Source organism: Flavobacterium frigoritolerans (assembly GCF_025847275.1).
Classification (GTDB): Bacteria; Bacteroidota; Bacteroidia; order Flavobacteriales; family Flavobacteriaceae; genus Flavobacterium; species Flavobacterium frigoritolerans.
Genome location: NZ_JAOZEV010000002.1, coordinates 450110 through 473810, shown reverse-complemented (window position 1 = coordinate 473810; position 23701 = coordinate 450110). Strand labels below are relative to the sequence as shown.

General features: G+C 30.9%; 25 protein-coding genes. 3 read left to right on the top strand and 22 right to left on the bottom strand.

What is annotated here, in order from left to right; genetic code table 11:
* Positions 1 to 243 precede the first annotated feature (243 nt).
* Positions 244 to 864 (top strand): DUF2306 domain-containing protein, encoded by a 621-nt coding sequence (locus OIU80_RS04660; protein ID WP_264285880.1) that lies wholly within the window; start codon positions 244 to 246, stop codon positions 862 to 864.
* Positions 865 to 1188: 324 nt separating this feature from the next.
* Here OIU80_RS04660 and OIU80_RS04655 read toward each other — a convergent pair whose 3' ends face one another.
* From OIU80_RS04655 to OIU80_RS04605, 11 genes are all read right to left on the bottom strand, one after another.
* Complete coding sequence (locus OIU80_RS04655; protein WP_264285879.1) at positions 1189 to 1407, bottom strand: hypothetical protein; 219 nt, start codon at positions 1405 to 1407, stop codon at positions 1189 to 1191.
* Positions 1408 to 1641: 234 nt separating this feature from the next.
* A complete protein-coding gene (locus OIU80_RS04650) occupies positions 1642 to 2640 on the bottom strand; it encodes a TerC/Alx family metal homeostasis membrane protein (protein WP_264285878.1) in 999 nt (332 codons plus the stop codon).
* A 216-nt stretch (positions 2641 to 2856) separates the two neighbouring features.
* Entirely contained in the window at positions 2857 to 3516 is a 660-nt protein-coding gene (locus tag OIU80_RS04645) for a TerD family protein (protein ID WP_264285877.1), read from the bottom strand.
* Between the two features lie 7 nt (positions 3517 to 3523).
* A complete protein-coding gene (locus OIU80_RS04640; RefSeq protein WP_264285876.1) occupies positions 3524 to 4075 on the bottom strand; it encodes a TerD family protein in 552 nt (183 codons plus the stop codon).
* A gap of 9 nt (positions 4076 to 4084) precedes the next feature.
* Positions 4085 to 5050: a hypothetical protein gene (locus tag OIU80_RS04635; protein ID WP_264285875.1), complete on the bottom strand. Its 966-nt coding sequence runs from the start codon at positions 5048 to 5050 to the stop codon at positions 4085 to 4087.
* Positions 5051 to 5072: 22 nt separating this feature from the next.
* Entirely contained in the window at positions 5073 to 6161 is a 1089-nt protein-coding gene (locus tag OIU80_RS04630; protein ID WP_264285874.1) for a toxic anion resistance protein, read from the bottom strand.
* Between the two features lie 6 nt (positions 6162 to 6167).
* Complete coding sequence (locus tag OIU80_RS04625) at positions 6168 to 6776, bottom strand: TerD family protein (RefSeq protein WP_264285873.1); 609 nt, start codon at positions 6774 to 6776, stop codon at positions 6168 to 6170.
* Positions 6777 to 6780: 4 nt separating this feature from the next.
* Positions 6781 to 7335: a TerD family protein gene (locus OIU80_RS04620; RefSeq protein ID WP_264285872.1), complete on the bottom strand. Its 555-nt coding sequence runs from the start codon at positions 7333 to 7335 to the stop codon at positions 6781 to 6783.
* Positions 7336 to 7338: 3 nt separating this feature from the next.
* Positions 7339 to 8145, bottom strand: coding sequence for a phosphoribosyltransferase family protein (locus OIU80_RS04615; RefSeq protein ID WP_264285871.1), 807 nt, complete (start codon positions 8143 to 8145; stop codon positions 7339 to 7341).
* Between the two features lie 5 nt (positions 8146 to 8150).
* Positions 8151 to 8813 (bottom strand): HAD family hydrolase, encoded by a 663-nt coding sequence (locus tag OIU80_RS04610; protein WP_264285870.1) that lies wholly within the window; start codon positions 8811 to 8813, stop codon positions 8151 to 8153.
* Positions 8814 to 8945: 132 nt separating this feature from the next.
* Complete coding sequence (locus OIU80_RS04605; RefSeq protein ID WP_264285869.1) at positions 8946 to 9521, bottom strand: TerD family protein; 576 nt, start codon at positions 9519 to 9521, stop codon at positions 8946 to 8948.
* A 519-nt stretch (positions 9522 to 10040) separates the two neighbouring features.
* Between OIU80_RS04605 and OIU80_RS04600 the strand changes: the two genes are divergently transcribed.
* The gene (locus tag OIU80_RS04600; protein ID WP_264285868.1) at positions 10041 to 10640 is read left to right on the top strand and encodes a DUF937 domain-containing protein; all 600 of its coding nucleotides are present in this window, start codon (positions 10041 to 10043) and stop codon (positions 10638 to 10640) included.
* Positions 10641 to 10728: 88 nt separating this feature from the next.
* On the opposite strand, the gene OIU80_RS04595 is transcribed toward OIU80_RS04600, so the two are convergent.
* From OIU80_RS04595 to OIU80_RS04570, 6 genes are all read right to left on the bottom strand, one after another.
* Entirely contained in the window at positions 10729 to 11637 is a 909-nt protein-coding gene (locus tag OIU80_RS04595; RefSeq protein ID WP_264285867.1) for a pseudouridine synthase, read from the bottom strand.
* A 138-nt stretch (positions 11638 to 11775) separates the two neighbouring features.
* On the bottom strand, positions 11776 to 12732 hold the full coding sequence (locus tag OIU80_RS04590) for a geranylgeranylglycerol-phosphate geranylgeranyltransferase (protein WP_264285866.1): 957 nt from the start codon (positions 12730 to 12732) through the stop codon (positions 11776 to 11778).
* Between the two features lie 434 nt (positions 12733 to 13166).
* The gene (locus OIU80_RS04585; RefSeq protein ID WP_264285865.1) at positions 13167 to 14105 is read right to left on the bottom strand and encodes a mevalonate kinase family protein; all 939 of its coding nucleotides are present in this window, start codon (positions 14103 to 14105) and stop codon (positions 13167 to 13169) included.
* A gap of 4 nt (positions 14106 to 14109) precedes the next feature.
* Positions 14110 to 14412, bottom strand: a complete 303-nt coding sequence (locus OIU80_RS04580) for a type II toxin-antitoxin system RelE/ParE family toxin (RefSeq protein WP_264285864.1) — start codon at positions 14410 to 14412, stop codon at positions 14110 to 14112.
* The gene (locus tag OIU80_RS04575; protein WP_264285863.1) at positions 14399 to 14632 is read right to left on the bottom strand and encodes a hypothetical protein; all 234 of its coding nucleotides are present in this window, start codon (positions 14630 to 14632) and stop codon (positions 14399 to 14401) included. The genes OIU80_RS04580 and OIU80_RS04575 overlap by 14 nt, the downstream gene beginning before the upstream one ends.
* A 30-nt stretch (positions 14633 to 14662) precedes the next feature.
* Entirely contained in the window at positions 14663 to 15745 is a 1083-nt protein-coding gene (locus OIU80_RS04570; protein WP_264285862.1) for a diphosphomevalonate/mevalonate 3,5-bisphosphate decarboxylase family protein, read from the bottom strand.
* Positions 15746 to 15851: 106 nt separating this feature from the next.
* Here OIU80_RS04570 and OIU80_RS04565 point away from each other — a divergent pair, with 106 nt between their 5' ends.
* Positions 15852 to 16328: a TspO/MBR family protein gene (locus OIU80_RS04565; RefSeq protein ID WP_264285861.1), complete on the top strand. Its 477-nt coding sequence runs from the start codon at positions 15852 to 15854 to the stop codon at positions 16326 to 16328.
* A 54-nt stretch (positions 16329 to 16382) separates the two neighbouring features.
* Here the strand turns inward: OIU80_RS04565 and OIU80_RS04560 are convergent, their stop codons facing one another.
* From OIU80_RS04560 to OIU80_RS04540, 5 genes are all read right to left on the bottom strand, one after another.
* A complete protein-coding gene (locus tag OIU80_RS04560; RefSeq protein WP_264285860.1) occupies positions 16383 to 17129 on the bottom strand; it encodes a hypothetical protein in 747 nt (248 codons plus the stop codon).
* 149 nt (positions 17130 to 17278) lie between these two features.
* Positions 17279 to 18487: a BaiN/RdsA family NAD(P)/FAD-dependent oxidoreductase gene (locus tag OIU80_RS04555; RefSeq protein WP_264285859.1), complete on the bottom strand. Its 1209-nt coding sequence runs from the start codon at positions 18485 to 18487 to the stop codon at positions 17279 to 17281.
* A gap of 72 nt (positions 18488 to 18559) precedes the next feature.
* Positions 18560 to 19237 (bottom strand): glycerophosphodiester phosphodiesterase, encoded by a 678-nt coding sequence (locus tag OIU80_RS04550; RefSeq protein ID WP_264285858.1) that lies wholly within the window; start codon positions 19235 to 19237, stop codon positions 18560 to 18562.
* Positions 19238 to 19493: 256 nt separating this feature from the next.
* The gene (locus OIU80_RS04545; RefSeq protein WP_264285857.1) at positions 19494 to 21359 is read right to left on the bottom strand and encodes a glycoside hydrolase family 13 protein; all 1866 of its coding nucleotides are present in this window, start codon (positions 21357 to 21359) and stop codon (positions 19494 to 19496) included.
* A gap of 224 nt (positions 21360 to 21583) precedes the next feature.
* A complete protein-coding gene (locus OIU80_RS04540; protein WP_264285856.1) occupies positions 21584 to 23698 on the bottom strand; it encodes a glycoside hydrolase family 97 protein in 2115 nt (704 codons plus the stop codon).
* Positions 23699 to 23701: the final 3 nt, after the last annotated feature.

Genomic DNA, 23701 nt, shown 5'->3' with positions numbered 1-23701 from the left:
CATTTTTGGCTTTCTGGTTTCTTTTTCAGGAAAGACATGTTTATTATCCAAATTTTAAAATTTAACTCATTTACTGATTTCACATTGAAGAAACATTCAGTAAGTAATTTTTTTATTTTGTATAAAAAGAGTTATATATTTGGTAGTAACATCAAGTGAGACAAATATTTATCAATATTTCCAGTAATGAGTGTTTGTGTTGTTTATACAAGTTAGTGGTAATAAAGAAAATTGGAATAAACAATGGCTAAAAAAACACTTTGGGTATTATTTGCAACTTTTGCAATAATTATTGGGCTGTATCCGATTCTTTATTTTTTATTAGAGAAAAATTTCGGGTTGCTAAGTTCAAAAAGTGATGAATTATTGAATAGTATTTTTTGGAACTATGCATTTTATATTCACATAGTTTTAGGAGGACTTGCGTTACTTATCGGATGGGTACAATTTAGCCCAAAAATGAGAACAAGAAGAATAATATTGCATAGACAAATAGGTAAGGTTTATGTAATTTCATCAATATTAAGTGCCTTGGCAAGTTTATACGTTGCTTTTTATGCAACTGGGGGACTCACTACAGCTTTGGGATTTACTTGTTTAGGTGTTTTATGGTTTTATACAACTCTAAGAGCTTATCTTGACATTAAAAAAGGAATGATTAATAGCCACAAAAAAATGATGATTTACAGTTATGCTTTATGTTTTGCTGCGGTTACTCTTAGAATTTGGCTTCCGATTTTAGTTATTCTTTTTAATGAATTTATGACTGCATATAAAATAGTTGCTTGGCTCTGTTGGGTGCCCAATTTATTGGTTGCCTTGCTAATTGTAAAAAAGATGGAGAAGCAAAGAATGGTAAACTAATATAATATTTTCAGATTGTTAAGCTGCTGTATGTGATTCTTCGTTCCTCAAAATGGCAAGTTTGCAAATGTTTTGAACCTGACTTCAACAGTTTTTTTGAATTGGCTCCTGCTTTAGCTGGAGGTTTATAATGGAGTAGTAAAAAAGGCTTTAGCCAAAATGTATCTATTACGATTTTCTGCCCAATATTGTCACCCTGAGCGGAGTCGAAGGGTCTCCATAAGAAACTAACACAAAGGTTTCCTGATTGTCGAGTTACTAGCGAGGCTTCGACTCCGCTCAGCTTGACAAGTTTACGGTTGGTTTGTGTGTAAACGGATAGTTTCACTCCACATCCAAATAAGGATCTAGAGCTTCGGCTAATTTATTGAGCCAATAAAAATCATCTTCAATGTCTTTTATTTCAGATCCTCTCATTAAGGATAAAGAAAGTGTGTGGTTTACTTGGCGTATTGCTTTTGCCATGCTTTTAGGGTCAATTGATTTATTGAAAAAATCTGTTAACCTAATTTCTGTTTCTTTTGAAAGTTTGTTTTCGCTCATGATTTAAAAGTTTATGAAGGACTATGAAAATATTATAGTAGCAAAACTCATAAAAGTTATTTTGTAATTGGAGGCATATATGAGTTCAATTCTATTTTATATTTCCTTATACAAAATGGCTTATCAATTATAAAAGGTTAATGTTATTTGTTTAATAAGCATCTTTAAATCGAAACTATAAGACATAAAAAAAGACCTCAATTGAGGTCTTTTTTAGTATTTAAAATATTGGTTTTATTCTTCCTTTGCTTCTGGAAACATAACCGATAATAATACAGATATTATTAAAACACCTGCAATAACAATTAATGAATAAAGAGATTCTATATGATAGAATGGAGAAATAATCATCTTAACCCCGATAAAAGCAAGAATTATTGCCAAACCATATTGTAATTTGCTAAACAAGTGGATGAAATTATCAAGTAAAAAGAACAATGCTCTTAAACCTAATATTGCAAAAATGTTTGATGTATAAAGAATAAACGGATCATTAGAGATTGCAAAAATCGCAGGGATTGAATCTACTGCAAAAAGTAAATCGGTAAATTCTATAACTGCTACAACAACCAAAAGAGGTGTTGCTAGTTTTTTCCCGTTTTCGTATGTAAAGAATTTATCTCCGTCATACTTATCGCTTACGCTAAAGAATTTTCTAATTAATTTGGCTCCTCTTGTATTGTTGTAATCTTCGTCTTCGTCCTCATTTCCTGCAGACCATGATTTTATTCCTGCATAAACTAAGAATAATCCAAAGGCTGTCATGATTAGGTTAATATCGTATTTAAATCCTTCTACACCAACTAGGCTTAAAAGCTTGTTTAAATAGGTTAATTCGATTAAAAAAGCGCCAGAGAATATAAATATTGCTCTTAGGACTAATGCTCCTATAATACCCCAAAATAAGACTTTATGTTTGTTGGTATTTGGTACATCAAAAAATTTGAATACTAGGATAAACACAAAAAGGTTATCTACAGAAAGTGCTTTCTCGATCCAATATGCTGATTGAAATTCGTAAAATTTAGCAGAACCTGCGTAATAGTAAACTAAACCACTGAAACCCATTGCTAAACTGATCCATACTAATGACCAGGATATAGCTTCTTTATTGGTTACGACATGACTTTTTTTGTTGAAGATACCTAAATCTAGTAATAGCATTATAACTACTGCGATTGCAAATATTGCTATTAATCCAGGATGTTCTGAGAAAATGGGATGTTCGTTCATTATTGTTTATTAAGTTGAAATTTATTATTTATTTAGATTTATTTGTTTCTTTATTATAGATAACTCATTGGCTGTAATTTATTTTAACGCATAGAAACATAAGTTTTGTACTCTCAAAATAGGCGCTCCACTTATTTTACATGCACATAGCTAGCTACGTTAAAGAAATGAATTTCTTTTTGTTTTCTTTTTTTTTAAAATTACACGCAAAATGAATTATAGATACGATTGAAGTATTCTTTGAGCTGTTTGTCCCAAGAAACTATCTTCGGTTGGGTCACCAATAGCACTAAATTTCCATTCGTTATCACGTTTATATAATTTCCCCATGATGATAGAACGTTTGTTTGTGTATTGTCTATCTGCAGAAACGTTATATGATGCGAACTCGGAAATTACTTTTGTTGGTGTTCCTTCGTACATTCTTATTTTGGCATACGGTATTTGCGAAAAGTCTTCTTTTCCAGCATTATTCAAAAAGAAAAATATCTGGGTAACTTTTGCATCAATTTTTGACAAATCTACGGTTATGATTTCATTATCCAAACCATCATCGCCACCTTTATCACCTGCAAGATCATCTCCTGTATGTTTTAATGCGCCATCGTTGCTTAATAATTTACCTTTGGTTAACCCAAATTGTTGTAAAGCTTCAAGTCGGTATAATGGAGAATATAAATGATCGCAAAGTTTATTTTGATTGTCTATTAATATGCAGCTCAAATCAAGGTCAACGTCTTTTACGTTTTTTGATAAACCTAAGAACCCTTTGGTTTCTATTGCTCCCCAGTTTACACCAACACAAAAGCTGGTTAATGATTCTCCGCTTGATTTTCTTAAATCAATTTTTTGCCCTTTGGTTAAATTAATTGCCATCTGTTTTTTAATTGTATTTGTTTAAATAATCCTGAAGACCACCTTTCATTCCAATACCTACAGCTTCAAATTTCCACTCTTCGTTTCTTTTGTAAATTCTTCCAAATTCTACAGCAGTTTCTATAGAGAAATCTTCGTCTAGTTCGTATTTTACTAATTCTACATTCGATTGATCTACTATTCTGATAAATGAATTACGTATTTGACCAAAGTTTTGTCTTCTTGTATCGGCATGATGTATTGTAACAACAAACGATATTTCGTTAACCTCAGGAGCTATTTTTGATAAGTCGATTTGTATTTTTTCATCGTCTCCATCACCAGCGCCAGTTAAATTGTCTCCAGTATGAATTACTGCCTGATCAGGTGATTTTAAGTTATTGTAATAAACAAAATGATTGTCGCTAGGAATTTTACCATTTGCTCCAATTAAAAATATTGATGCATCTAAGTCAAAACCTTCTCCAGTACTGCTAGAATTACTATCCCATCCTAATCCTACAGTAAACTTAGGAGCGTCGATGCTTTGTCTTTGTCCTTTTTCTAAATTAATTGCCATTCTATGTTCTTAATTAATATTAATATTTAACATTGTTTTTAAAATATTGGTCTGTTCATCTACATTTTGCAACTCATCAAGAAAATCTACAGATGAAATTTTGTCCAGATACTCTTTTAATACTTCTTGAACTGTATCTGGTAGTATTGTTTTTATTGTACTAAGCTCTAATTTTAAATCGGCATTTTTAGCTGTTAATTCCATTACAATTTCTTCTTTGGAAGAATGGTTTTTGGAAAAATCAATTCCTTTTGCTCTTTCATGATCCAGAAAATAGAAAGATTTGTCTTTAGCAATAAAAATAAATTTGTCGTTTGAATCTCTAAATTCATACGCTTCGACAATATCATTATTGTAAACTAAGCCACACATGAATTTAATTTTAAATTTAAGAATGTTTAATCTTCCTAAAAGTTTTCTTTCAAACTTAACAAACGAGTTTTCATACAAACTAGTATTAATTTGAGTGAGTTGCTCGTATTGTTCTGTATTTATTTCTCGATAATATTCGGATTGAACAGTATCTGAAAATATCGTAATCTCATTCCAGTTAAAAAAATCTTCTTTTTCTGTTGCAAATAGTTGATAGAGCTGTTCAATTTTTTTAGACATATTTTGAGAATGCACTTGTGTTTGCTTAGCAAATTTGGCTTCTCCGATTTCGACTTTTAATTTAGAAACAATGTCATCATTAATATATATTTCATCCGTAATTAAAAGATACTGTTGCTCTTTTGATTTCTTGATTTTTTGAAACAAATCAATAAGACTATTTGTAAACTGAATGTGAAATAATTCTAATTTATTAATGTCTAATGTTCGGTTGTTTTGAAAAAGAGAGTGGATTATTTTTGTTTTTATTAAGGTATTAACAAGGTCCTTGTGATTAAAGAAATTGGCTAACAATTCTAAAATCACAAGTCTTCTGTTACTATCTTTTATTATTTGAACGAACCGTTCCTCTTCCTCTTGCATTTAATTGATTTCTTATGTTCAATTAGCTTATAACACCTTTTTTTAATTCAGTTTCAAGACTTTGTAAACCAGCGTCAAGTTGTCTTCTGGTTTCTGTACCTTGTTCATGAATTTGTTTTACTTCTGTCAACGTATCGATTAACGATTTTGTTGTCATTTTCAATGTTTCTAACGAGACAATTGTATTTTCATTTTCTCTGGCTACTTCGATGCTGTTTTGTTTTAGCATTTCGGCATTTTTCTGCAAAATGGTATTTGTTGTCTCAGATACTTTACGCTGAATTTCGATATTCTGTTTTTGTCTTTGTAAAGCGACCGCTAATGTAAGTTGGTTTTTCCAAACTGGCATTGTTGTCGTTAAGATAGATTGCGCTTTTTCGGCAATAGAGGTGTTGTTGTTTTGAACCACACGTATTTGCGCTAGCGATTGCAACATAATGAAACGAACAATTTTCATATCGGCCAAACGCTTATCCAAACGATTTATGAAATTTCTTTTGTCCGAAATTTGATAATCTTGGTATTGTGCCGTATTAGCTTCCATTACCGCAAGTTCTTCGTTTAGTTCTTTAAAACGAATTTGTCCTGCAATAACGTGTTTTTCCATTTCTTTGATAAGTCCAACATTACCATCAAACATGGTTTGAAGTGCACTATTGTCTTTAACAGAGTTAATCATTCCTGCTTTTACTTTATTACTGATCTTATCGATGTTTACAGTAATTTTATCGTATTGCTGAAATAATTTCTTTACATCAGTAACTAACTTATTAAGGACTGGAATTTTAGAAAGAAATCGTTTAAACGGACCTTGATCTAGTTGGTCAATATCTACATAATTTAATTCTGTCAATAAATCGTTAATCAAAGTTCCTACTTCTCCAGAGTTATATGTTCTAACATTGGTTAAGAAGGTATCACTTTGTTTGGCGATAGAGTTTTGAATTTCGGCACCATAATTCAAGATAGAATTGGTGTCGTTTTCATTTAACTGATTTGAAATCGATTTGTAACTATTTACTTCAGCTTCAGTAATTGTAGCCAAGTTTACATTTCCATCTTTGTCAATTAACGCAAGATTTTCCTGTGTAACTAATTGATTATCTATCATGTTATTTTATAAGTGGTTTTGTTGAATTGTAAGAATTGTTTCTTCTAGTTTTTTATCTTTTGTTGGAGCGCCTATTGCACTAAATTTCCACTCTTCGTTTCTTTTGTAAAAAACTCCAAGAACCATAGATACATTACCAGAGAAAGAAGTATCGTTTGCGATATCATAACGAGCAAATTCCTGGCTCACTTTTGTTGGAGTTCCTTCGTAGATACGAATAGATGCAAAAGGAATATCTTTAAAATCCTGACCTCTAAAACTATTGATAAAAAAAGCAACGTGATTTGCAGAAGGTGATAATCTAGAAAAATCTAGTGTAATAACCTCATTGTCTAAACCGTCATCACCATTAATATCTCCAGTTAAATCATCACCACTATGTTTGATAGCTTGGTCGTTTGATTGTAGTTTTCTGAAATTAACAGAGTCAATATGATTTTTTTTGTCATCATAAACGGCACAACTTGCATCAAGATCAACAGGTTCTTTTTTTGTTCCAAAAAGTCCCTTTTTTTCGATTGCACCCCAATTTACTCCTACACAAATGTTTTGTAATTTTGTACCATTACTTTTCTCAAGATTGATACGTTGTCCTTTTTCTAAATTAATTGCCATAATCTTAGTTATATTTATTTAAGTAATCTTCTAATCCACCTTTCATTCCTGCGCCAATAGCTTCAAATTTCCATTGTCCGTCTTTATTGTATATTCTTCCAAATTCTACTGCTGTTTCTATAGAAAAATCTTCTTCTAATTCATATTTCAGCATTTCAGTATTATTGCTGTCATCTACAATTCTGATGAATGAATTGCGAACTTGTCCGAAGTTTTGTTTTCTAGCTACAGCATCATGAATCGTTACTACAATGCAAATTTCTTTTACAGAAGCATCAATTTTGGTTAAGTCTATTTTTATTTGTTCATCATCTCCATCTCCATCTCCGGTTAAGTTGTCTCCAGTATGTATTACAGATTCATCTGGTGATTTTAAATTGTTATAAAAGATAAAATGTGAGTCAGAAATTATTTTTTTGTTCTCCCCCAATATAAACACAGATGCATCAAGATCAAATCCAGATCCTGTTGAACTGTTGTTTGTATCCCATCCTAAACCAATTGTGAATTTTGGAGCATTTATGTTTTCTCTTTGCCCTTTTTGTAAATTGATAGCCATAGTTTAATCTATTTTTATTACGTTAATATTGTTCTTGTATTCTAAAATCTGATGGTAATTATTACTTATCGCAAGATGAAATAAATCGTTGCTTTTCTCTAAAGAAATATTGTTTGCTAAAAAAGAAAATTCATCTTCATTAAGACTTAGTATAAACTTCACTATTCTAGTGTTGTACTGAAAATGGTCGCTATTTATAATGTTTACAATATCCTCAACAGTTTTAACCGAATAATAATTGTAATGGTTTTCTATGTTTGGATGAATCTCTTTGTTTGTTAATTCAGCAAAATACAGAAATATAAAATCTCCATTTACATTATATTGATTTAGTATTTTATTTACCGTATGTTCATGACTTCCTGTTATCTTAATGTCATCTACGAAAATACAAAGTTTTCCGTCAATAAAATTCCTATCGATATAATAGGTATCATTAGATATCAATTTTACTCTTTCCTCGAAATCTAAATTTCCATAATCGGTAACATAGGTTTGATTTCTGTAAATTTTTGATTCAATAGATGCTTTCTTGTTGTTTTTAAATAAAAAACTGTTTAATTGTTTCTTGAAGTAATAACACAAGAAGTTAGAAGCAGTAGGGATAGATAAATACGGACTTGGTAGTATGACAATTTCCTGATTTGATAATAGTAAATCATGATATTCATTTACAAAGCCATCAAATAATTCTTTTGCAAATTTCTCTGCATAAAACTTATCTCCAAACTTAAATCGGCTGTATTCTTTTTCTTGAAATGGACAGTTATCTTTTTCAAGAATTTTATGTAAACTATAGTTTTTATTCACTTTTGTTATTTTAATAGATGTGCATCAAATCCAAAATTAATAGCTCCGTTGTAATCAGCTACAATATTATCTCCTATATGCAGTATTTCTTTTTTGGTTATTGGTTTAATTTTATTTGCTTGGTTAAATACTAATTGAAATATTTCATTATTTGGTTTTGAGAGTCCTACTTCATCAGAATAAATCTGAAATTGAAAGTAAGAATCCAATTCGTAATAAGAAAGGATTTTTCTCAGCGTATTTCCTTTTATAAAGGCAGTATTGCTTAATAAATTAATCGTCTTTTCTTGTTCAGTGATTTCTTTAAAAAGTTGTGGAATATTGGCATAAAGAAGCTCAGGTTTGTATTTTAAAAATAACAACTCTGTCTCTTTATAAAATAATTCTAATTTCGTGGTGTCGATGTCATTAATGTTAACATTTAGTGCGCTAAGAATTAGGTAATAAATTTCGTAAGTATCGATATTCAATCCTGTTCTCTCGTTTATATTATTGCATAAAACATCATAATAACGTACAACATCATTAACTTTTTCGATTGTAGCATCTACATCAAAAAAATCTTTGAATAATAAATTCCTTTTACTTTTAAATTCGGGATTTGATTTTATTAATGTTAGCCATAAATCAAAAGAAAGGTGACTGTGGTTTGCGAAATTTATTTTCAAGCTTGTGATTTTAATTAAAAACAAATTTGTTTTAATGTTTCAAAATATCTCAAAGGAGTCTTTTTCGAATGGTAAAACAGTTTGTTTTTGTAATTATTAATGAAACGAATGGGTTTTGTTAAGTATTAGAAATTATTTAATGATTTCGCCAGAATAATATTTTTCTAAAAAGTAACCTAAGTCGGCTCTGTATCCTATTCCGGATGCTTCAAATCTCCATTGTTCATTTCTTTTATAAAGCCTTCCAAATTCTATTCCTGTCTCTATCGAGAAGTCTTCGTCTAATTCATATTTTGCAATTTCTTCACGGGTTGAATTATCAACTATTCTTATGTATGAATTTCTAACTTGTCCGAAGTTTTGTTTTCTTCTTTCGTAATCCTCAATTGTAACCACAAATAAAATTTCTTTTACTCTTGGGTCGACTTTTGTCAAGTCAATTTTTATAGCTTCATCATCATCACCATCACTGTTTTTTCCGTCGGGATCATCACCTGTATGTTCTAGAGATCCGTCGGGAGATTTTAGATTGTTGTAGAAAACGAAATAATCTTCATCTAAAAGTTTTCTTTCAGAATTAATCATAATTGCAGAAGCATCTAGATCGAAATTACTTCCTGTGCCTTCATTTGGATCCCAACCTAGGCCAATTGTTATATTTAATAAGCCAATATTTATTTTTTGCCCTTTCTGTAAGTTAATTGCCATAGTGTGGTATAAAGTGAAACCTAATTTAAAGGGTTAAAATTAAAATATAATTTTGCATAAAACTATTTTAAATATGCAAAAAACAGGTTTTATTTATATTATTCATGTATTAAAATTGTTTTGTAGGGTTATGGGTTTATGTATGACTTATGACTTGGGATTGAGTCTTTTTAATATCTAGTTTATTCATTTTTGTTGCAGTTTCAATAGTCAATTTATTAATATTGAGACGCCTTGTTAAATGTAAATAAAAGACTAAATAAGTTAATTTCAGTATAAGGTTTTTCTTATTTTTGGTTTTTTGTTTATTTTTGTTAATATTTATGAAGCTAATGGTTTTGTTGGGTTTCTCATTAAAAATAAGATTTTTTTGAACATTGTGTTAAATTTTTTTTTAACGTTTTTTTTGGATATGTTATTATTTTATATATATTTATCACATAAACGATAAAATACCACACTTTATCGATTATTTATAATTGATATAAATTATTTTTTAATTAAAGAAATCCAGTATTCATGAATCCAAATTTACAAATTGAACTTAGGCGTTTTATTTCTTCAAATGTTGTTTCAAAACTAAATAAATTTTACTTCGAAAATGATGCTTTACTAATTAAAGCAATTGATGCATCTATTGGAACTATTTTAATTGGAGCATATAATAAAATACATGAGGCCAGTTTGTACAATGAGTTAGTAGAGATTGTAGAAGTTACAGAATTTTATAAAGAAATAGATTTTGAATCGGGAAGATTATTATCTGTTGATGATTGCTATAAAGACGAAGGGAATAAGTTGTTAAAGCGAATTTTTGATAATAAAAAGTCAAGAATTACCGAAATGGTTTCAAACGAGGTAGGTATAAAAAGTGAAACTGCACGCGAAGTATTAAATTTTTCGGCTCTATTAGTTTTTTCTTATTTCAATTACAAAAAACAAGTACAAGAAGATCTCCAATCGACGCTTGAAGAGCAAAAAAGGGGTATTTTAAATAGTATTCCTCTTGGAATCAAAATTATCTTAGGATTTTCATCACATGAAGTTGTTGAAGAAAAAAGCAAATCCAGATTTTCTAATTCAATTTTCAATCATATTTTTTCAAATAGCGGTTCTTAGTTAAGATTCGCTTTTGTTTTTAATCAAAAAAAAAATCCCATTTTACAATGTGTAAAATAGGATTTTCTCTTTTGTATTAATTTGGAGATTATACGTTCTTCAAATTGATGATTTCTTGTTCTGTTAAGAAACGCCAGTTACCTCTTGGTAAATTCTTTTTGGTTAAACCAGCAAACGACACACGGTCAATACGTAGAACATCGTATTCAAAGTGTTCGAAGATAGCACGAACTACTTTTACATTTGATGAACGTAATTTTAACCCAATTTCACTTTTTGGTTCATTGTCGATATAACTTATGTCTTCAACAAAAACACGATGCCCATCAAGAACAAGTCCTTTGTTTATTTTTTCTAAATCTTCAAATTTCAAGTTTTTATCTAATGAAACCTGGTATATTTTAGATGATTTTTGACTTGGTAATGTAAACTTACGAAGCATATCAGTGTCATTTGTAAATAACAATAAACCTGTAGTGTTTTTATCCATTCTACCAACTGCTGCAATTTTTGCATTAGTCGAACCACGAACTAATTCTAAAACATTACGGTATTCCTGACCTTCATCAAAAGCTGTTGTAAAGTTTTTAGGCTTATTTAATAAGATGTATTCTTTCTTTTCTGGAGTTAAAACTGCTCCGTCAAAATTAACGACATCACCTGGTTTTACCAAGTATCCCATTTCTACAACAGGAACGCCGTTTACTTTTACATTCCCAGATTGGATGTAAATATCTGCATCACGACGAGAACATGCGCCTGAATTAGCAATATATTTGTTTAAACGAATCTCATCGGCAGCCTTTTGTCTTTTTGGTGCTTGATTCGGTTTTTTGGCAGCTTTTGCAGCAGCTTCTTCCTCTACCTTAGTAATCGGTTTCGCTTTTTTTGGCCCTTGTGCACGCTTTTGCATGGCAGGTTTTGGCTTATTTGAGTTAGGTCTTGAGCTATTCGCTCTCGGTCCTTTTCCTTTATTATTGCCTTCCTTATTATTCATAAATCCTGTAATTTGTGCAAAGATAGTTTATTATTGGTTAATAGCAGTAACTTGATTGTTGTTAGATTACTAGCTTTTAATACTATTACCAGCTTTAAAAGTGAAAATTATCAAAAAAAGCTGAAATTTTTAATGTAATTAAATTTTTAAAAGTAAAGTTTTTCCATGCCACAAAACACTTGGATTAATTAGTACAATGCAAAATACACCTGAAACAATAAGAAATTTCAAGACATTGTGTAGTAACAAAAATTGTGTTTTAGAATTTGACTTCCAAAGGTAAAGCAAGAAAAATATTAGAATTATAAAACAAGAATAGAAATAAATATCCATATAACCAATGTCATATATTTCGATTAAGATATATACTGGTACAATCGTTGAAAAAGTTAAAAAGGTGATGATTTTCTTCGAAGTTCTTTCGCCATAAAGAATTGGAATAGTTTTGTAGTTGTTAACCAGATCTCCTTTTAAATTCTCTAAATCTTTTATCATTTCACGTATCAGCAGTAGTAGGAACAAAAAGATGGCATGAGCAAATATAACTGCAAAATGACCTCTTTGGTTTTCTAAATCATTAAATGATATTTGGTTGTAAAAATATAATAAAATTGCAAAGAATGGTAAAACGGCTAATAGTGCTGCCATAAGATTACCTATTAATGGGTATTTTTTAATTTTATGTGAGTAAAACCAAATTAGAAAAATATATACTGAAAAAAACAAAAAAGCTCTCCAGGAAACAATTAAAGCCATCAATGCAGCAATAAAGTTGAGAGAGAAATAAACGCTAAGTTTAGTTTTTTGGCTAACCAATCGATCTAACATTGATTTGTTTGGACGATTAATTAAGTCTTTCTGACTATCGTAAAAATTATTTATGATATAACCAGATGCAATTGTAATTGCCGATGCAAATACAATTAAAAATAAATGAAAGTTCAATAAAATATCGAGTGCTCTTTTTTCGGGAGCGAGTATAAATATTGCCGATAAGTACTGGGCTAATATTATAATAGGGATGTTGTAGCCTCTCACTACTGAGAACAAACTTATAACTTTCATCGCTAAAATTTTATTCTGACGGCTTAACATTTCTTTTTTATTATAGATTATTGAGATTATACATTGGTTTTAAAATGACTAAAGTACATCTTTTAATAGTCTTTAAGAGCTATGTTTCAATTTTTATTATATGTAGCACACTCTTTTTTGCGATATTACAATTTTTATTGGGTTTTCTTTTTTATGAAATAAATAGACTATCTCATATAATTTAGCATGGTAGCTTTAGTAACATTAAAAAATACCTCTTGTTGTCAATATGTTTAGGATTGTTTTTAATCTTTTGATTTTTATTCCAATGTTTATTTTCATAAGACAGTTATTCGGAAATAAAATAAGATTTAAGATGCCAATTTCTATTTAAAATTAAGAATTTGGTTTGTTTAATTTTTAGAGCCGAATTTTTCGACTCTAAAAATTGTAACTATTTAAGATTCTAAAATTTTAGAATTTTGGTTTTTGTTTTAAAATTGGTAGACTACTTCTAGTTTGTAGTCTTTTAATGATTGCTTAGCGCGTTCTAAATCTTGTGTAAAACCAAGAATATAACCGCCACCGCCTGAACCACATAGTTTTAAATAATAATCATTAGTATCAATACCATTTTGCCAGATGCTATGAAATTGTTCTGGTATCATAGGTTTGAAATTATTCAAAACTACTTTTGATAATTTTTTGGTATTACTGAATAATGACTTCATGTCGCCATGTAAAAAATTCTCTACACAAGCATCAGTATATTTTACAAATTGGTTTTTTAGCATCGTACGAAAACCTTTGTCTTTAAGGTTTTCCATAAAAATGTTTACCATTGGAGCAGTTTCTCCAACAATTCCTGAGTCTAATAAAAATACAGCACCTTTTCCGTCAAAACTTTGATTGGGAATTCCAGTTGCTTCAATGTTATCTTTAGAATTTATTAAAATCGGAATGCTTAAGTAACTATTTAATGGGTCTAAACCAGAACTTTTTCCGTGGAAAAAACTTTCCATTTGAGAGAAAATAGTTTTTAGCTGTAATAGTTTTTCGCGAGTTAAGTTCTCTAAAACGGTGATTTTGTTTTGAGCGTATTTATCATAGATTGCAGCAACAAGTGCTCCGCTACTACCAACTCCGTATCCTTGGGGAATACTTGAGTCAAAATACATTCCTGTTTCAACATCATTCTTTAAAGTAGCCAAGTCAAAAGTTACCAATTCTGGTTGTTCTGCTTGTAATGTTTCAAGGTACGATGTAAACTTGCGTAAACTTGCATTAGAGGCAATGGCTTCTGCCGAAGGATTTTCAGTTCTCTTCAATGCGCCATTGTAAAAATTATAAGGAATAGAAAGTCCTTTTGAATCACGGATTATTCCGTACTCTCCAAAAAGTAATATTTTTGAGTAAAATAATGGTCCTTTCATATATTTATTTAATGTCTTTCTTAATTTTATTTGGGTTTTGCCGAGTGTCAAATACTGAGACAATTGTTATTTCTTTACTAGTAAAAACATAGAAAATGGTTGTTTGTTTTGTTACTACACATTTTCTAACTATTTTATTTTTTTCGGTCAGAGGAAAACTTTCAGGATTTAAAATAATTACTGAAACTGATTTGTTGAATTTTTTCAAAAAAGATATTTTCTCTTTTAACGACCATTTTTTTTCTATATAGTTTACAATTGAATCAAAAGATTTTTCAGCATTTAAAGTGAATTTAACTTCTCTCAAAATCAAAATGTTTTTTCATAACTGATTCGTAGCTTATTACTTGTCCGTTTTTGAATTGCTCAACACCAAGTTCGATTTCTTCTTTTTGTGCATCAGTTAAATCATCCCACCAATCTTTTTTTTCTTTCATTAGAATTTTCTTGATCGACTCAATGATTTTAGGATTGTCAATCTCGGTTAACATTTTTATTAACTCAAGTTTTTCTAATTGAATGTCCATAATCTAAATTTTAATTAAAGATACGTAAAATTATAATGCAATTGCACCATCTCCAATTTTGTCGCAAAGGTACTGACCATTCTGGCAAAATACAACTAATTCGTCTTGAATAAATTGCAGTACTTTTTCTGTAACGTTTTCGGGATATAAAACATGAACATTTGCTCCTGCATCCAGAGTAAAACAAACCGGGATTTGAGTTTCATTTCTAAATTTCCAAATTGCATTAATAATCTGTAATGTGTTTGGTTTCATTAGTATAAAATAGGGCATAGAGGTCATCATCATAGCATGTAGTGTCAATGCTTCACTTTCGACTACTTTGATGAATTCGTCTAGATTTCCATTTTCAAAAACAGTAATTAGTTTATCTAGATTTTCATGGGCTTGTGCAAAACGTCTTTCGGCATAAGGATGATTGTGCATTAAATCATGTCCAACGGTGCTCGAAACTTGTTTTTCACCTTTGTCAACTAGTAAAATAGTATCTTGGTAATTGTTGAAGTTTTTATGAATTGCATTTGGAAATTCTACTCCAAATAAATCAGAGCTTCCTTTTATATTTGCTTGATTTCCCCAAACTACAACATTTCCTTTTACACTTCGGCAGGCACTTCCTGATCCTAAACGTGCAAGGAAAGAAGCCTTTTGATAAAAGTATTCCTCTGTCATTTCTGGATTTAATACTTTTTCTAGGCTCATGAAATTCATTGCCAAAGCTGCCATTCCAGATGCCGAAGAGGCTATTCCTGAACTATGCGGAAATGTATTTTGAGTGTCAATTGTAAAATGATAGTCTTTTAAGAAAGGCAGATATATAAAAACACGCTCTAGGAATTTCTGAATCTTAGGTTTGAAGTCTTCTTTTGGTTTTCCCTCAAAAAGTAAATCGAATGTAAAATTATCAGAAAAGTCTTTTTTGTCGAAAGCTAGTTTGGTAATCGTTTTACAGTTATTTAATGTGAAACTAACTGATGGATTAGCCGGAATTTGATTGTCTTTTTTTCCCCAATATTTTACTAAAGCAATGTTACTTGGTGCGCTCCACTCGAAGTTGCCTTTTGTTATATCTGAAGTATATTTTTTTGGAATAAAATCGTTTGCTGTAAACATAAAATAAAAAATTTACGCAAAGATACTTTTTTTGAATTATACCTTTTACACTTTTTGATAGCCTATAAAAATGTTTACCTTTATTAACTCAAAAATATAGTATAAAATGAATAAAATCACTCGAATTTTAGCGGTTGTTGTTACGTGTCTTGCTATTGGGTATTTTTCTGGAATAGTTACAAGAACTAGTATTGATACTTGGTATCCAACTTTGATTAAACCAAGTTTTAATCCTCCTAATTGGGTTTTTGCTCCTGCTTGGAGCCTACTTTATCTTTTGATGGGAGTTGCTGCCGGATTAGTTTGGGATAGAATAGAATATGAAAAAGAAGCTGTTAAGAATGCATTGGTTTTCTTTGCTATACAATTAGCCTTAAACGCTTTGTGGTCGTATTTGTTTTTTGGATTAATGAATCCGTTATTGGCCCTTATAGAAATTTTTGTGCTTTGGTTAATGATCTATGAAACACTTTTGAAGTTTATTAAAATAAATAAAGTTGCTGGCTATCTTCTTGTTCCTTATTTGCTTTGGGTAAGTTTTGCAACAATCTTAAATGCTAGTATTTGGTGGCTTAACAAATAAGTTTACCGTTTCAGTATTCAGGCTAATATTGTTCTGAATACTGGAATTTATTTTTTATTTTTCGTTGATTTTTACTTTTTTAAATTCTTCATTTTTAGCATATAAAAAATCCATTGTAGAAAGAATGTTTTTATTTTCTATGAGTGCTTTGGATCTTGGGTCGGCATCACAAAATTCAAGAAAAAGCTCTTTCTCTTCTGGACTTAGTTTTAAGTCTTTTGTGAAAAAAGAAGAGGGACAAGTTGTGTTTACTAATTTTTTAAAATCTAATTCAGGAGTTTTATTTTTAGATTTTTTATCTTCTTTTCCTTTAAATAAGCCTATTAGTCCTTCTCCCATGGCAATAAAATCCATTCCATTTGTAATTGTTCCGTTATAAACGCCTGTGTATTTTTGTAATGAACTAGTATTTTTTGCCAATGCTATTTCATTAGATGATTCTACTGTAGATCCTATATGTGGGAGTTTCATTGTTGTAATTACTACTTCGTTTAGTTCTTCTGGTTTTGAAACAAGATCTACTGAAATGTTGTTTTTACGGATATTTTCCTGAGACACTTTTAGTCTTGTGAAAAAATAGTCTTGCTTAAAAAATATCAAGCTGTCTTTTGCGCGGACTAGAATTGAGAATTCTCCCGAAGCATTTGTTTTGGTACTTGTTTTGGCGGTTTTGTTAATTACTTCTACATCTTTGAGTGTGTGGTTTTGTGAAATAACTTTACCGTTTAATAATTTTTCAGTTTGAGAAAAACCAATCTGATAGGTTAATAATGAAATTGTTGTAAGTAATTTTACTTTCATATGTGGTTAATTAGTTGAAAGTAAAATTATTATAATTATCTTAAGTAAAACTTATAGAATTCGTAAACTCTTGTTAATTCGGTTTTAGTTGCAGTTTGCAGTAGCCAGTACAAGTGCTGAAAACTGTGACGGGTACTGAATACTAAATTTTAAATAGCATTGGCTACAATAAAACCGCTTGTCCATGCATTTTGGAAGTTGAATCCTCCAGTAATAGCATCAATATTTACAATTTCTCCAGCAAAATATAAATTCTCATGTAATTTACTTTCCATGGTTTTAAAGTTGATTTCTTTTAAATCGATTCCACCAGCGGTTACAAATTCTTCTTTAAAAGTGCTTTTTCCGTTTACTTGGAAAGTACCATTTGTTAGTTGATTGGCTAAATTTTGAAGTTGAACTTTAGATAAATCTGCCCATTTAGTTTCAGCTTCGATAGTAGATGCTAAAACTAAACTTTCCCATAAACGATTTGGGAAGTCAAAAGGGGATTTTTTGGAAACAGCTTTTTTGGCATGTTCCTGTTTTAATTCTTTTAGTATTTTTTCGGCATCTTCGGTATCAACATCATTTAACCAATTTACAAAAATGGTGAATTGGTAATTTTTATCATGCAAAATGCGTGCTCCCCAAGCTGAAAGTTTCAAGATTGCTGGTCCACTCATTCCCCAATGTGTAATTAATAATGGGCCTGTAGATTCGAGTTTGGTATCTTTTACTTTTACCGTTACTTGCGCAGCAACACCAGGTAATTCTTTTATTCTCGGGTCTTTTATGTTAAATGTAAATAGGGAAGGGACAGGGCTAATTATGGCATGACCAAATGTTTGTAGCATTTCCCATATTTTAGGATTACTTCCGGTTGCTAGTACTAATTTCTCGGCTATGTAATTTTGGTTTTGTGTTTCGACTTTCCAGAAATTTTCTTTCTTATAGATTGATTGTACACTTTGTCCAGTAAGAACTGTAATGCCTAATTTTGCAGTGGCTTTTAGAAAACAATCAATGATAGTTTGAGACGAATTAGATACAGGGAACATTCTCCCATCATCTTCGATTTTTAGTTCCACACCATGTTTTTCGAACCATTCGATTGTATCTCCTGAACAAAACTGATGAAAAGGTCCTCGTAGTTCTTTCTCGCCACGCGGATAAAATTTAACTAATTCATTAGGTTCAAAACATGCATGGGTTACATTACAACGACCTCCACCAGAAACACGAACTTTTGTAAGTACTTCGGATCCTCGTTCTAAAATAGCAACTTTTAATTTTGAGTTTCTCTCTACAATATTAATTGCTGTAAAAAATCCTGCTGCTCCGCCACCTACTATTATTATATCAAAATTTTGAGTCATATTTTTATTTTAACCTCTAAGTATCTTTGTCAAAGTTCTAGATTTTTGAAAAGATCATATAAGAATTGGTTGTTATATTCTATCTGTAAAATCACTAATGATTCCGTTTACGTTGTATGTTTTTACTCTTGCAATATCTGCAGTTTCATTAACTGTCCAAGGAAAAACCTGAAATCCTTTTTCTTGTATTTGTATTGTGTTTTCTTTGTTTAGCAAATTAAAATCGGGATGTATTGCCTTGGCTTTTATTTGTTTTGCAAAGGTAATAGCTGAAGCAATATCAGTTTCGGTTAAAACTCCAATGGGAATTTCTGAATTCAGATTATTAATTCGTTGTAAAAAATCCCATTCGAAACTTGATACAATAAAAGAATCATAATTCCAGTTGTTCTCCGTAACATATAATTCGATTAATGCAGCTACAGCATCGGCAGTTCCTTGACCTTTTAATTCTATATTAATAAAACATTGCTGATTTACTAAATCAAAGACTTCTGGTAATGTTGGAATCTGTAGTTTGTTTTCTATTCGGAACTCTTTCAATTGCTGCAAAGATAATGTATTTACAAAACCTTTTCCGTTGGTAGTTCTGTCAATCGTTTCGTCATGTATTACTATTAGGTGACCGTCTGAGCTAAGATGTACGTCTAGTTCAATACCATCAGCTTTCATTTCGATAGCTTTCTGAAAAGCTCGTAAGCTGTTTTCGGGTTCATATCCTCTTGCACCACGATGGGCTATTTTTAGCATTTTACTCATAGTTTTACAAAAGTAAACAAAATGATGTCGATTTTAAAAGTGAACCATAAAGACGCGTTAATCTATTAGTGGGATTAATAAATTTCTATTAATATAACGTCCCGCTGGGACTTATTTTACTCATAACTTAAAAAAGAATAGCCACAGATTATAATAACTCGTACAGATTTAAAAAATCCGTTTAATCATTATAATCTGTGGCTAAATATATTGTGGTTTAGCTACAAAGAATGTAAAACTTACCTTTTTATTCGAGTTCCAATACTATTGCAGATTTTGGTTCTAGAGTAATTTCAGATGTTAAATCGAACGTTTTTCCTGTAAGGACGTCTTTCCCTGATTTAAAGTTTTTAATATTTTCTTTAAAGCGATTTGTTTTAATGGTTTGCTCTTTTGCATTGTTATTAAAAACTACCATTACTGTTTTAGCATCTGTATATCTGAAATAAACGTAAGTGTTGTTTTCTGGAATATAATGTGTCATTTTTCCGAAATGTACAGCTTCATTTGATTTTCTCCAATTGAATAATTTTGATGTAAAATCGAAATATTCAGCTTGTTTGGCTGTTCTACCTGCTGCAGTAAAAGCATTGTTTGTATCACCTTTCCATCCACCAGGAAAATCTAGACGTATTCCTCCATCACCTTGGCTTTTGTCTCCGCCCATTCCAATTTCTGAGCCATAATACAATTGAGGAATTCCACGAACAGTTGCCATTAATGTCATTACCAATTTGTATTTAGCAATATCATATTTGTATAGATCATTAATTCTGCTTGTGTCGTGATTTTCTGCAAAAACGAGAATGTTATTTGTATTTGGATACAGATAATCTAAGGCAAAATTGTTGTAAAATTTAATCATTCCGTTATCCCAAGTTGCTTCGTCTTCATTAAAAGCTGACCCGATTTGATTGTGTAATGTGAAATCCATTACACTTGGTAAATTTGAATTGTAATTTTGGATTGCACCAATTTTACTGTCTTTTTGCCAATAGGCTAAATTAGCTTGATTGTGCATCCAGATTTCTCCAACAATATTAAAGTTTGGATATTCATCTGTAACTGATTTTGCCCAATTTGCCATTGCTGCTGGATCTGAATAGTTGTAAGTGTCTACTCTAAATCCATCAAGATCTGCATATTCAATCCACCAGATTGCATTTTGGGTTAGGTATTTTGCAACTAATGGGTTTTTTAAATTTAAATCTGGCATTGAAGGTACAAACCATCCATCGATACAAACTTCTTTGTCTAGTTTTGAAGCGTGGATATCTGTAATTACTTCACGTCTGTGATGCGTTTGTGTGTAGTTTTCGAATTGATTAATCCATGATTTTGTTGGTAAATCTTTCATCATCCAATGTGTGATTCCCCAGTGATTGGTCACGTAATCCATAACCAATTTCATATTTCTTTTATGCATTTCATTTGATAAACGTACATAATCTTCATTCGTTCCATAACGAGAATCGATTTTGTAAACATCAGATTGTGCATACGTATGATACGAATGTTCTTTGTCGTTGTCTTCGTTTAATGGCGTGTTCCAGATTGTTGTTGCGCCCAATGATGAAATATAATCTAAGTTTTGGATGATTCCTTCTATATCACCACCATGACGTCCACCAGGGATTGAACGATTTGCTTTCTCTACTAATGATGGATCGCTGTCGTTTTTTGGGTTTCCGTTTGCAAATCGGTCAGGCATGATTAAATACATCATATCTGATGCATCAAAACTTTTGCGTTGAGCAGAATTTTCTCTTCTTTTCTTTAAAGAATATTTTTGTGTGTATGCAACTTTGTTTTTGTTTTTAAATGAAAAAACTAACTCTGAAGCAGGTATATTTTTAGTGTCGATTGTTACGAAAATGTAGTTAGGATTTTCAGTTTTTTTAATGTCTTTAATGACTACATTGTTAGAAACAGTAGGTTCGTATTGCGCAATGTTTTTACCGTAGAACATTATTTGAAGTTCTGGATTGTTCATGCCAGCATACCAAAATGGTGGTTCTGTTTTTTGAATTTGTGCTTTTGCAGAAGCAGAAAATAATAGAACAACTAGAAGGATTCTATATAATGTTTGGTTTGTTTGAAGTGGTATTTTCATAATTTGTTTTTTAAATTCGATTAAAACAATATCGATTTTTTTCTGTAAGTCTTTTAAAATTTACTTTGAGAGTAATTTTTCAGCATGCAAATTTTACAGATTAAGAGGGGTTATGTTGATTCTTTATTTTTCTGCACGGTTTCTAAAACCTTGTAGGATAAAATATCTTGACTCTTGTAAAAAAAGACAAGCAATCTAAAGGATTACTTGTCTTTTTAGAGAATTTATTTGGTTTCGATTATACTAATTGCATAACCGCCACCTGGAACTGATAACTGTGATAGTTTTGATTTATTTGTTACCGCTATTTTCTTAATAGTGTATGCTTGCGGATTTGTTTTGTAATGTGCATCTTTTGCATCAGCATAAATTGTTGCTGTGTATTTTTTTCCTTTTTCAAGGAAGTTAAAATTAATGTTTGATGTACGGCTTACGTCTCCGTTTACATTACCTACAAACCAATTATTAGTACCTTTTGCTTTACGAGCTACCGTGATATAATCTCCTGGCTCTGCTTCAAGGTATTTACTTTCATCCCAATCGATAGCAACATCTTTGATGAATTGGAAAGCATCTGCAAATTTGTTGTAGTGTTCAGGAAGATCGGCTGCCATTTGTAATGGGCTGTACATTGTAACATATAATGCTAATTGATTTGCAATTGTACTATTTACATGCGATTTGTTATCTGGATTAAGTTTGCTGATATCCATTTCGAAAATACCAGGAGTATAATCCATTGGTCCTCCAATTAATCTTGTAAATGGTAAAACGGTTACGTGATTTGCTTTTGAACCTCCAAATGCTTGGTATTCTGTTCCTCTTGCTGATTCGTTACCGATTAAGTTAGGGTATGTTCTACTAATACCTGTAGGACGTACTGCTTCGTGAGCATTAACCATAATTTTGTATTCAGCTGCTTTTTCTAACGCATATTGGTAATGGTTTACAATCCATTGGCTGTAATGATTTTCACCTCTAGGTAAAATATCTCCTACGTAACCACTTTTTACTGCATCGTATCCATTGTCGTTCATGAATTTGTATGCTTTGTCCATATGACGCTCATAATTACGAACTGAACCTGAAGTTTCATGGTGCATAATTATTTTTACACCTTTTGATTTTGCGTAAGCATGTAATCCTTTTACATCAAAATCTGGGTAAGGAGTTACAAAATCAAAAACATAGTCTTTTGAATGTCCAAACCAGTCTTCCCAGCCTTCATTCCAACCTTCAACTAAAACAGCATCAAAACCATTTAAGGCTGCAAAGTCAATGTATTTTTTTACGTTAGCATTAGTTGCTCCGTGTGTACCATTTGGTTTTGCTTTTGAGAAATCTGTAACACCAAGTTGTACTGTAGGAAAATCATTTGTGTATGACCAAGAGCTTTTTCCTGTAATCATTTCCCACCAAACACCTATGTATTTAACTGGTTTTATCCAAGACGTATCTTCGATTTTACATGGGTCGTTTAAGTTTAATGTCATTTTTGAATCAAGAATTTCTGTTGCATTATCGCTAACAATAATTGTTCTCCATGGAGAATGATTCGGCGCTTGCATATGTCCTTTATCACCTTTTGCATCTGGAGTTAACCATGATTCGAATATCATGTTTTTATCATCCAGGTTCAGGTGCATACATGAATAATCAATTAAAGCAGCTTCGTGAAGGTTGATATATAATCCTTCAGCAGTTTTTAGCATAAGTGAAGTTTGTACTCCTGTTGGAGAAAAAGATTTTTGAGAAACGTTTGCAGTATATGCTTTTTCAGCTAATCCACGAATTTCAGATAATTTTGATTTTGTGTAATCATATTCCTGTGTATCATAATCACCAGGAATCCAAAATGCAGTATGATCTCCTGTCATTGCAAATTGTGTTTTTTCTTCTTTGATTACAAAATACGTTAGGTTTTTTTGTGTTGGAAATTCATAACGGAATCCTAGTCCATCATCGAATAGACGAAAACGGATTAACACTTGTCTATCTGTTCCTTTTTGGTTTAATGTAACAGCTAATTCATTATAATGATTACGAATCGTAGCTACTTCTCCCCAAACTGGTTTCCAGTTTTCGTCGAAAGTTGCTGTTTTTGTATCAATAATTGTAAAGTCATTCAATAATGATTTTTTATCATCTTTAAGCTCAAGACCCAACTTACTGGATTTTACAACCTCTTTGTTTTTGTATTTAAGATTGTAAGTTGGAGTTCCATCGCTTTGTAGCGAAAACTCCATGACAAATTTTCCTTCAGGCGATTTTAGTTGTTGTGCTTTTGTAACGTTACAAAAAGCAACTAGAATGAAGGCTGTGAAAATGAAATTCTTCATGTT

Coding starts and splice junctions, on each gene's coding strand:
- OIU80_RS04660 (WP_264285880.1), top strand. CDS start 244: ATGGCTAAAAAAACACTTTGGGTATTATTTGCAACTTTTGCAATAATT.
- OIU80_RS04655 (WP_264285879.1), bottom strand. CDS start 1,407: ATGAGCGAAAACAAACTTTCAAAAGAAACAGAAATTAGGTTAACAGAT.
- OIU80_RS04650 (WP_264285878.1), bottom strand. CDS start 2,640: ATGAACGAACATCCCATTTTCTCAGAACATCCTGGATTAATAGCAATA.
- OIU80_RS04645 (WP_264285877.1), bottom strand. CDS start 3,516: ATGGCAATTAATTTAACCAAAGGGCAAAAAATTGATTTAAGAAAATCA.
- OIU80_RS04640 (WP_264285876.1), bottom strand. CDS start 4,075: ATGGCAATTAATTTAGAAAAAGGACAAAGACAAAGCATCGACGCTCCT.
- OIU80_RS04635 (WP_264285875.1), bottom strand. CDS start 5,050: ATGCAAGAGGAAGAGGAACGGTTCGTTCAAATAATAAAAGATAGTAAC.
- OIU80_RS04630 (WP_264285874.1), bottom strand. CDS start 6,161: ATGATAGATAATCAATTAGTTACACAGGAAAATCTTGCGTTAATTGAC.
- OIU80_RS04625 (WP_264285873.1), bottom strand. CDS start 6,776: ATGGCAATTAATTTAGAAAAAGGACAACGTATCAATCTTGAGAAAAGT.
- OIU80_RS04620 (WP_264285872.1), bottom strand. CDS start 7,335: ATGGCTATCAATTTACAAAAAGGGCAAAGAGAAAACATAAATGCTCCA.
- OIU80_RS04605 (WP_264285869.1), bottom strand. CDS start 9,521: ATGGCAATTAACTTACAGAAAGGGCAAAAAATAAATATTGGCTTATTA.
- OIU80_RS04600 (WP_264285868.1), top strand. CDS start 10,041: ATGAATCCAAATTTACAAATTGAACTTAGGCGTTTTATTTCTTCAAAT.
- OIU80_RS04595 (WP_264285867.1), bottom strand. CDS start 11,637: ATGAATAATAAGGAAGGCAATAATAAAGGAAAAGGACCGAGAGCGAAT.
- OIU80_RS04590 (WP_264285866.1), bottom strand. CDS start 12,732: ATGTTAAGCCGTCAGAATAAAATTTTAGCGATGAAAGTTATAAGTTTG.
- OIU80_RS04585 (WP_264285865.1), bottom strand. CDS start 14,105: ATGAAAGGACCATTATTTTACTCAAAAATATTACTTTTTGGAGAGTAC.
- OIU80_RS04575 (WP_264285863.1), bottom strand. CDS start 14,632: ATGGACATTCAATTAGAAAAACTTGAGTTAATAAAAATGTTAACCGAG.
- OIU80_RS04570 (WP_264285862.1), bottom strand. CDS start 15,745: ATGTTTACAGCAAACGATTTTATTCCAAAAAAATATACTTCAGATATA.
- OIU80_RS04565 (WP_264285861.1), top strand. CDS start 15,852: ATGAATAAAATCACTCGAATTTTAGCGGTTGTTGTTACGTGTCTTGCT.
- OIU80_RS04560 (WP_264285860.1), bottom strand. CDS start 17,129: ATGAAAGTAAAATTACTTACAACAATTTCATTATTAACCTATCAGATT.
- OIU80_RS04555 (WP_264285859.1), bottom strand. CDS start 18,487: ATGACTCAAAATTTTGATATAATAATAGTAGGTGGCGGAGCAGCAGGA.
- OIU80_RS04550 (WP_264285858.1), bottom strand. CDS start 19,237: ATGCTAAAAATAGCCCATCGTGGTGCAAGAGGATATGAACCCGAAAAC.
- OIU80_RS04545 (WP_264285857.1), bottom strand. CDS start 21,359: ATGAAAATACCACTTCAAACAAACCAAACATTATATAGAATCCTTCTA.
- OIU80_RS04540 (WP_264285856.1), bottom strand. CDS start 23,698: ATGAAGAATTTCATTTTCACAGCCTTCATTCTAGTTGCTTTTTGTAAC.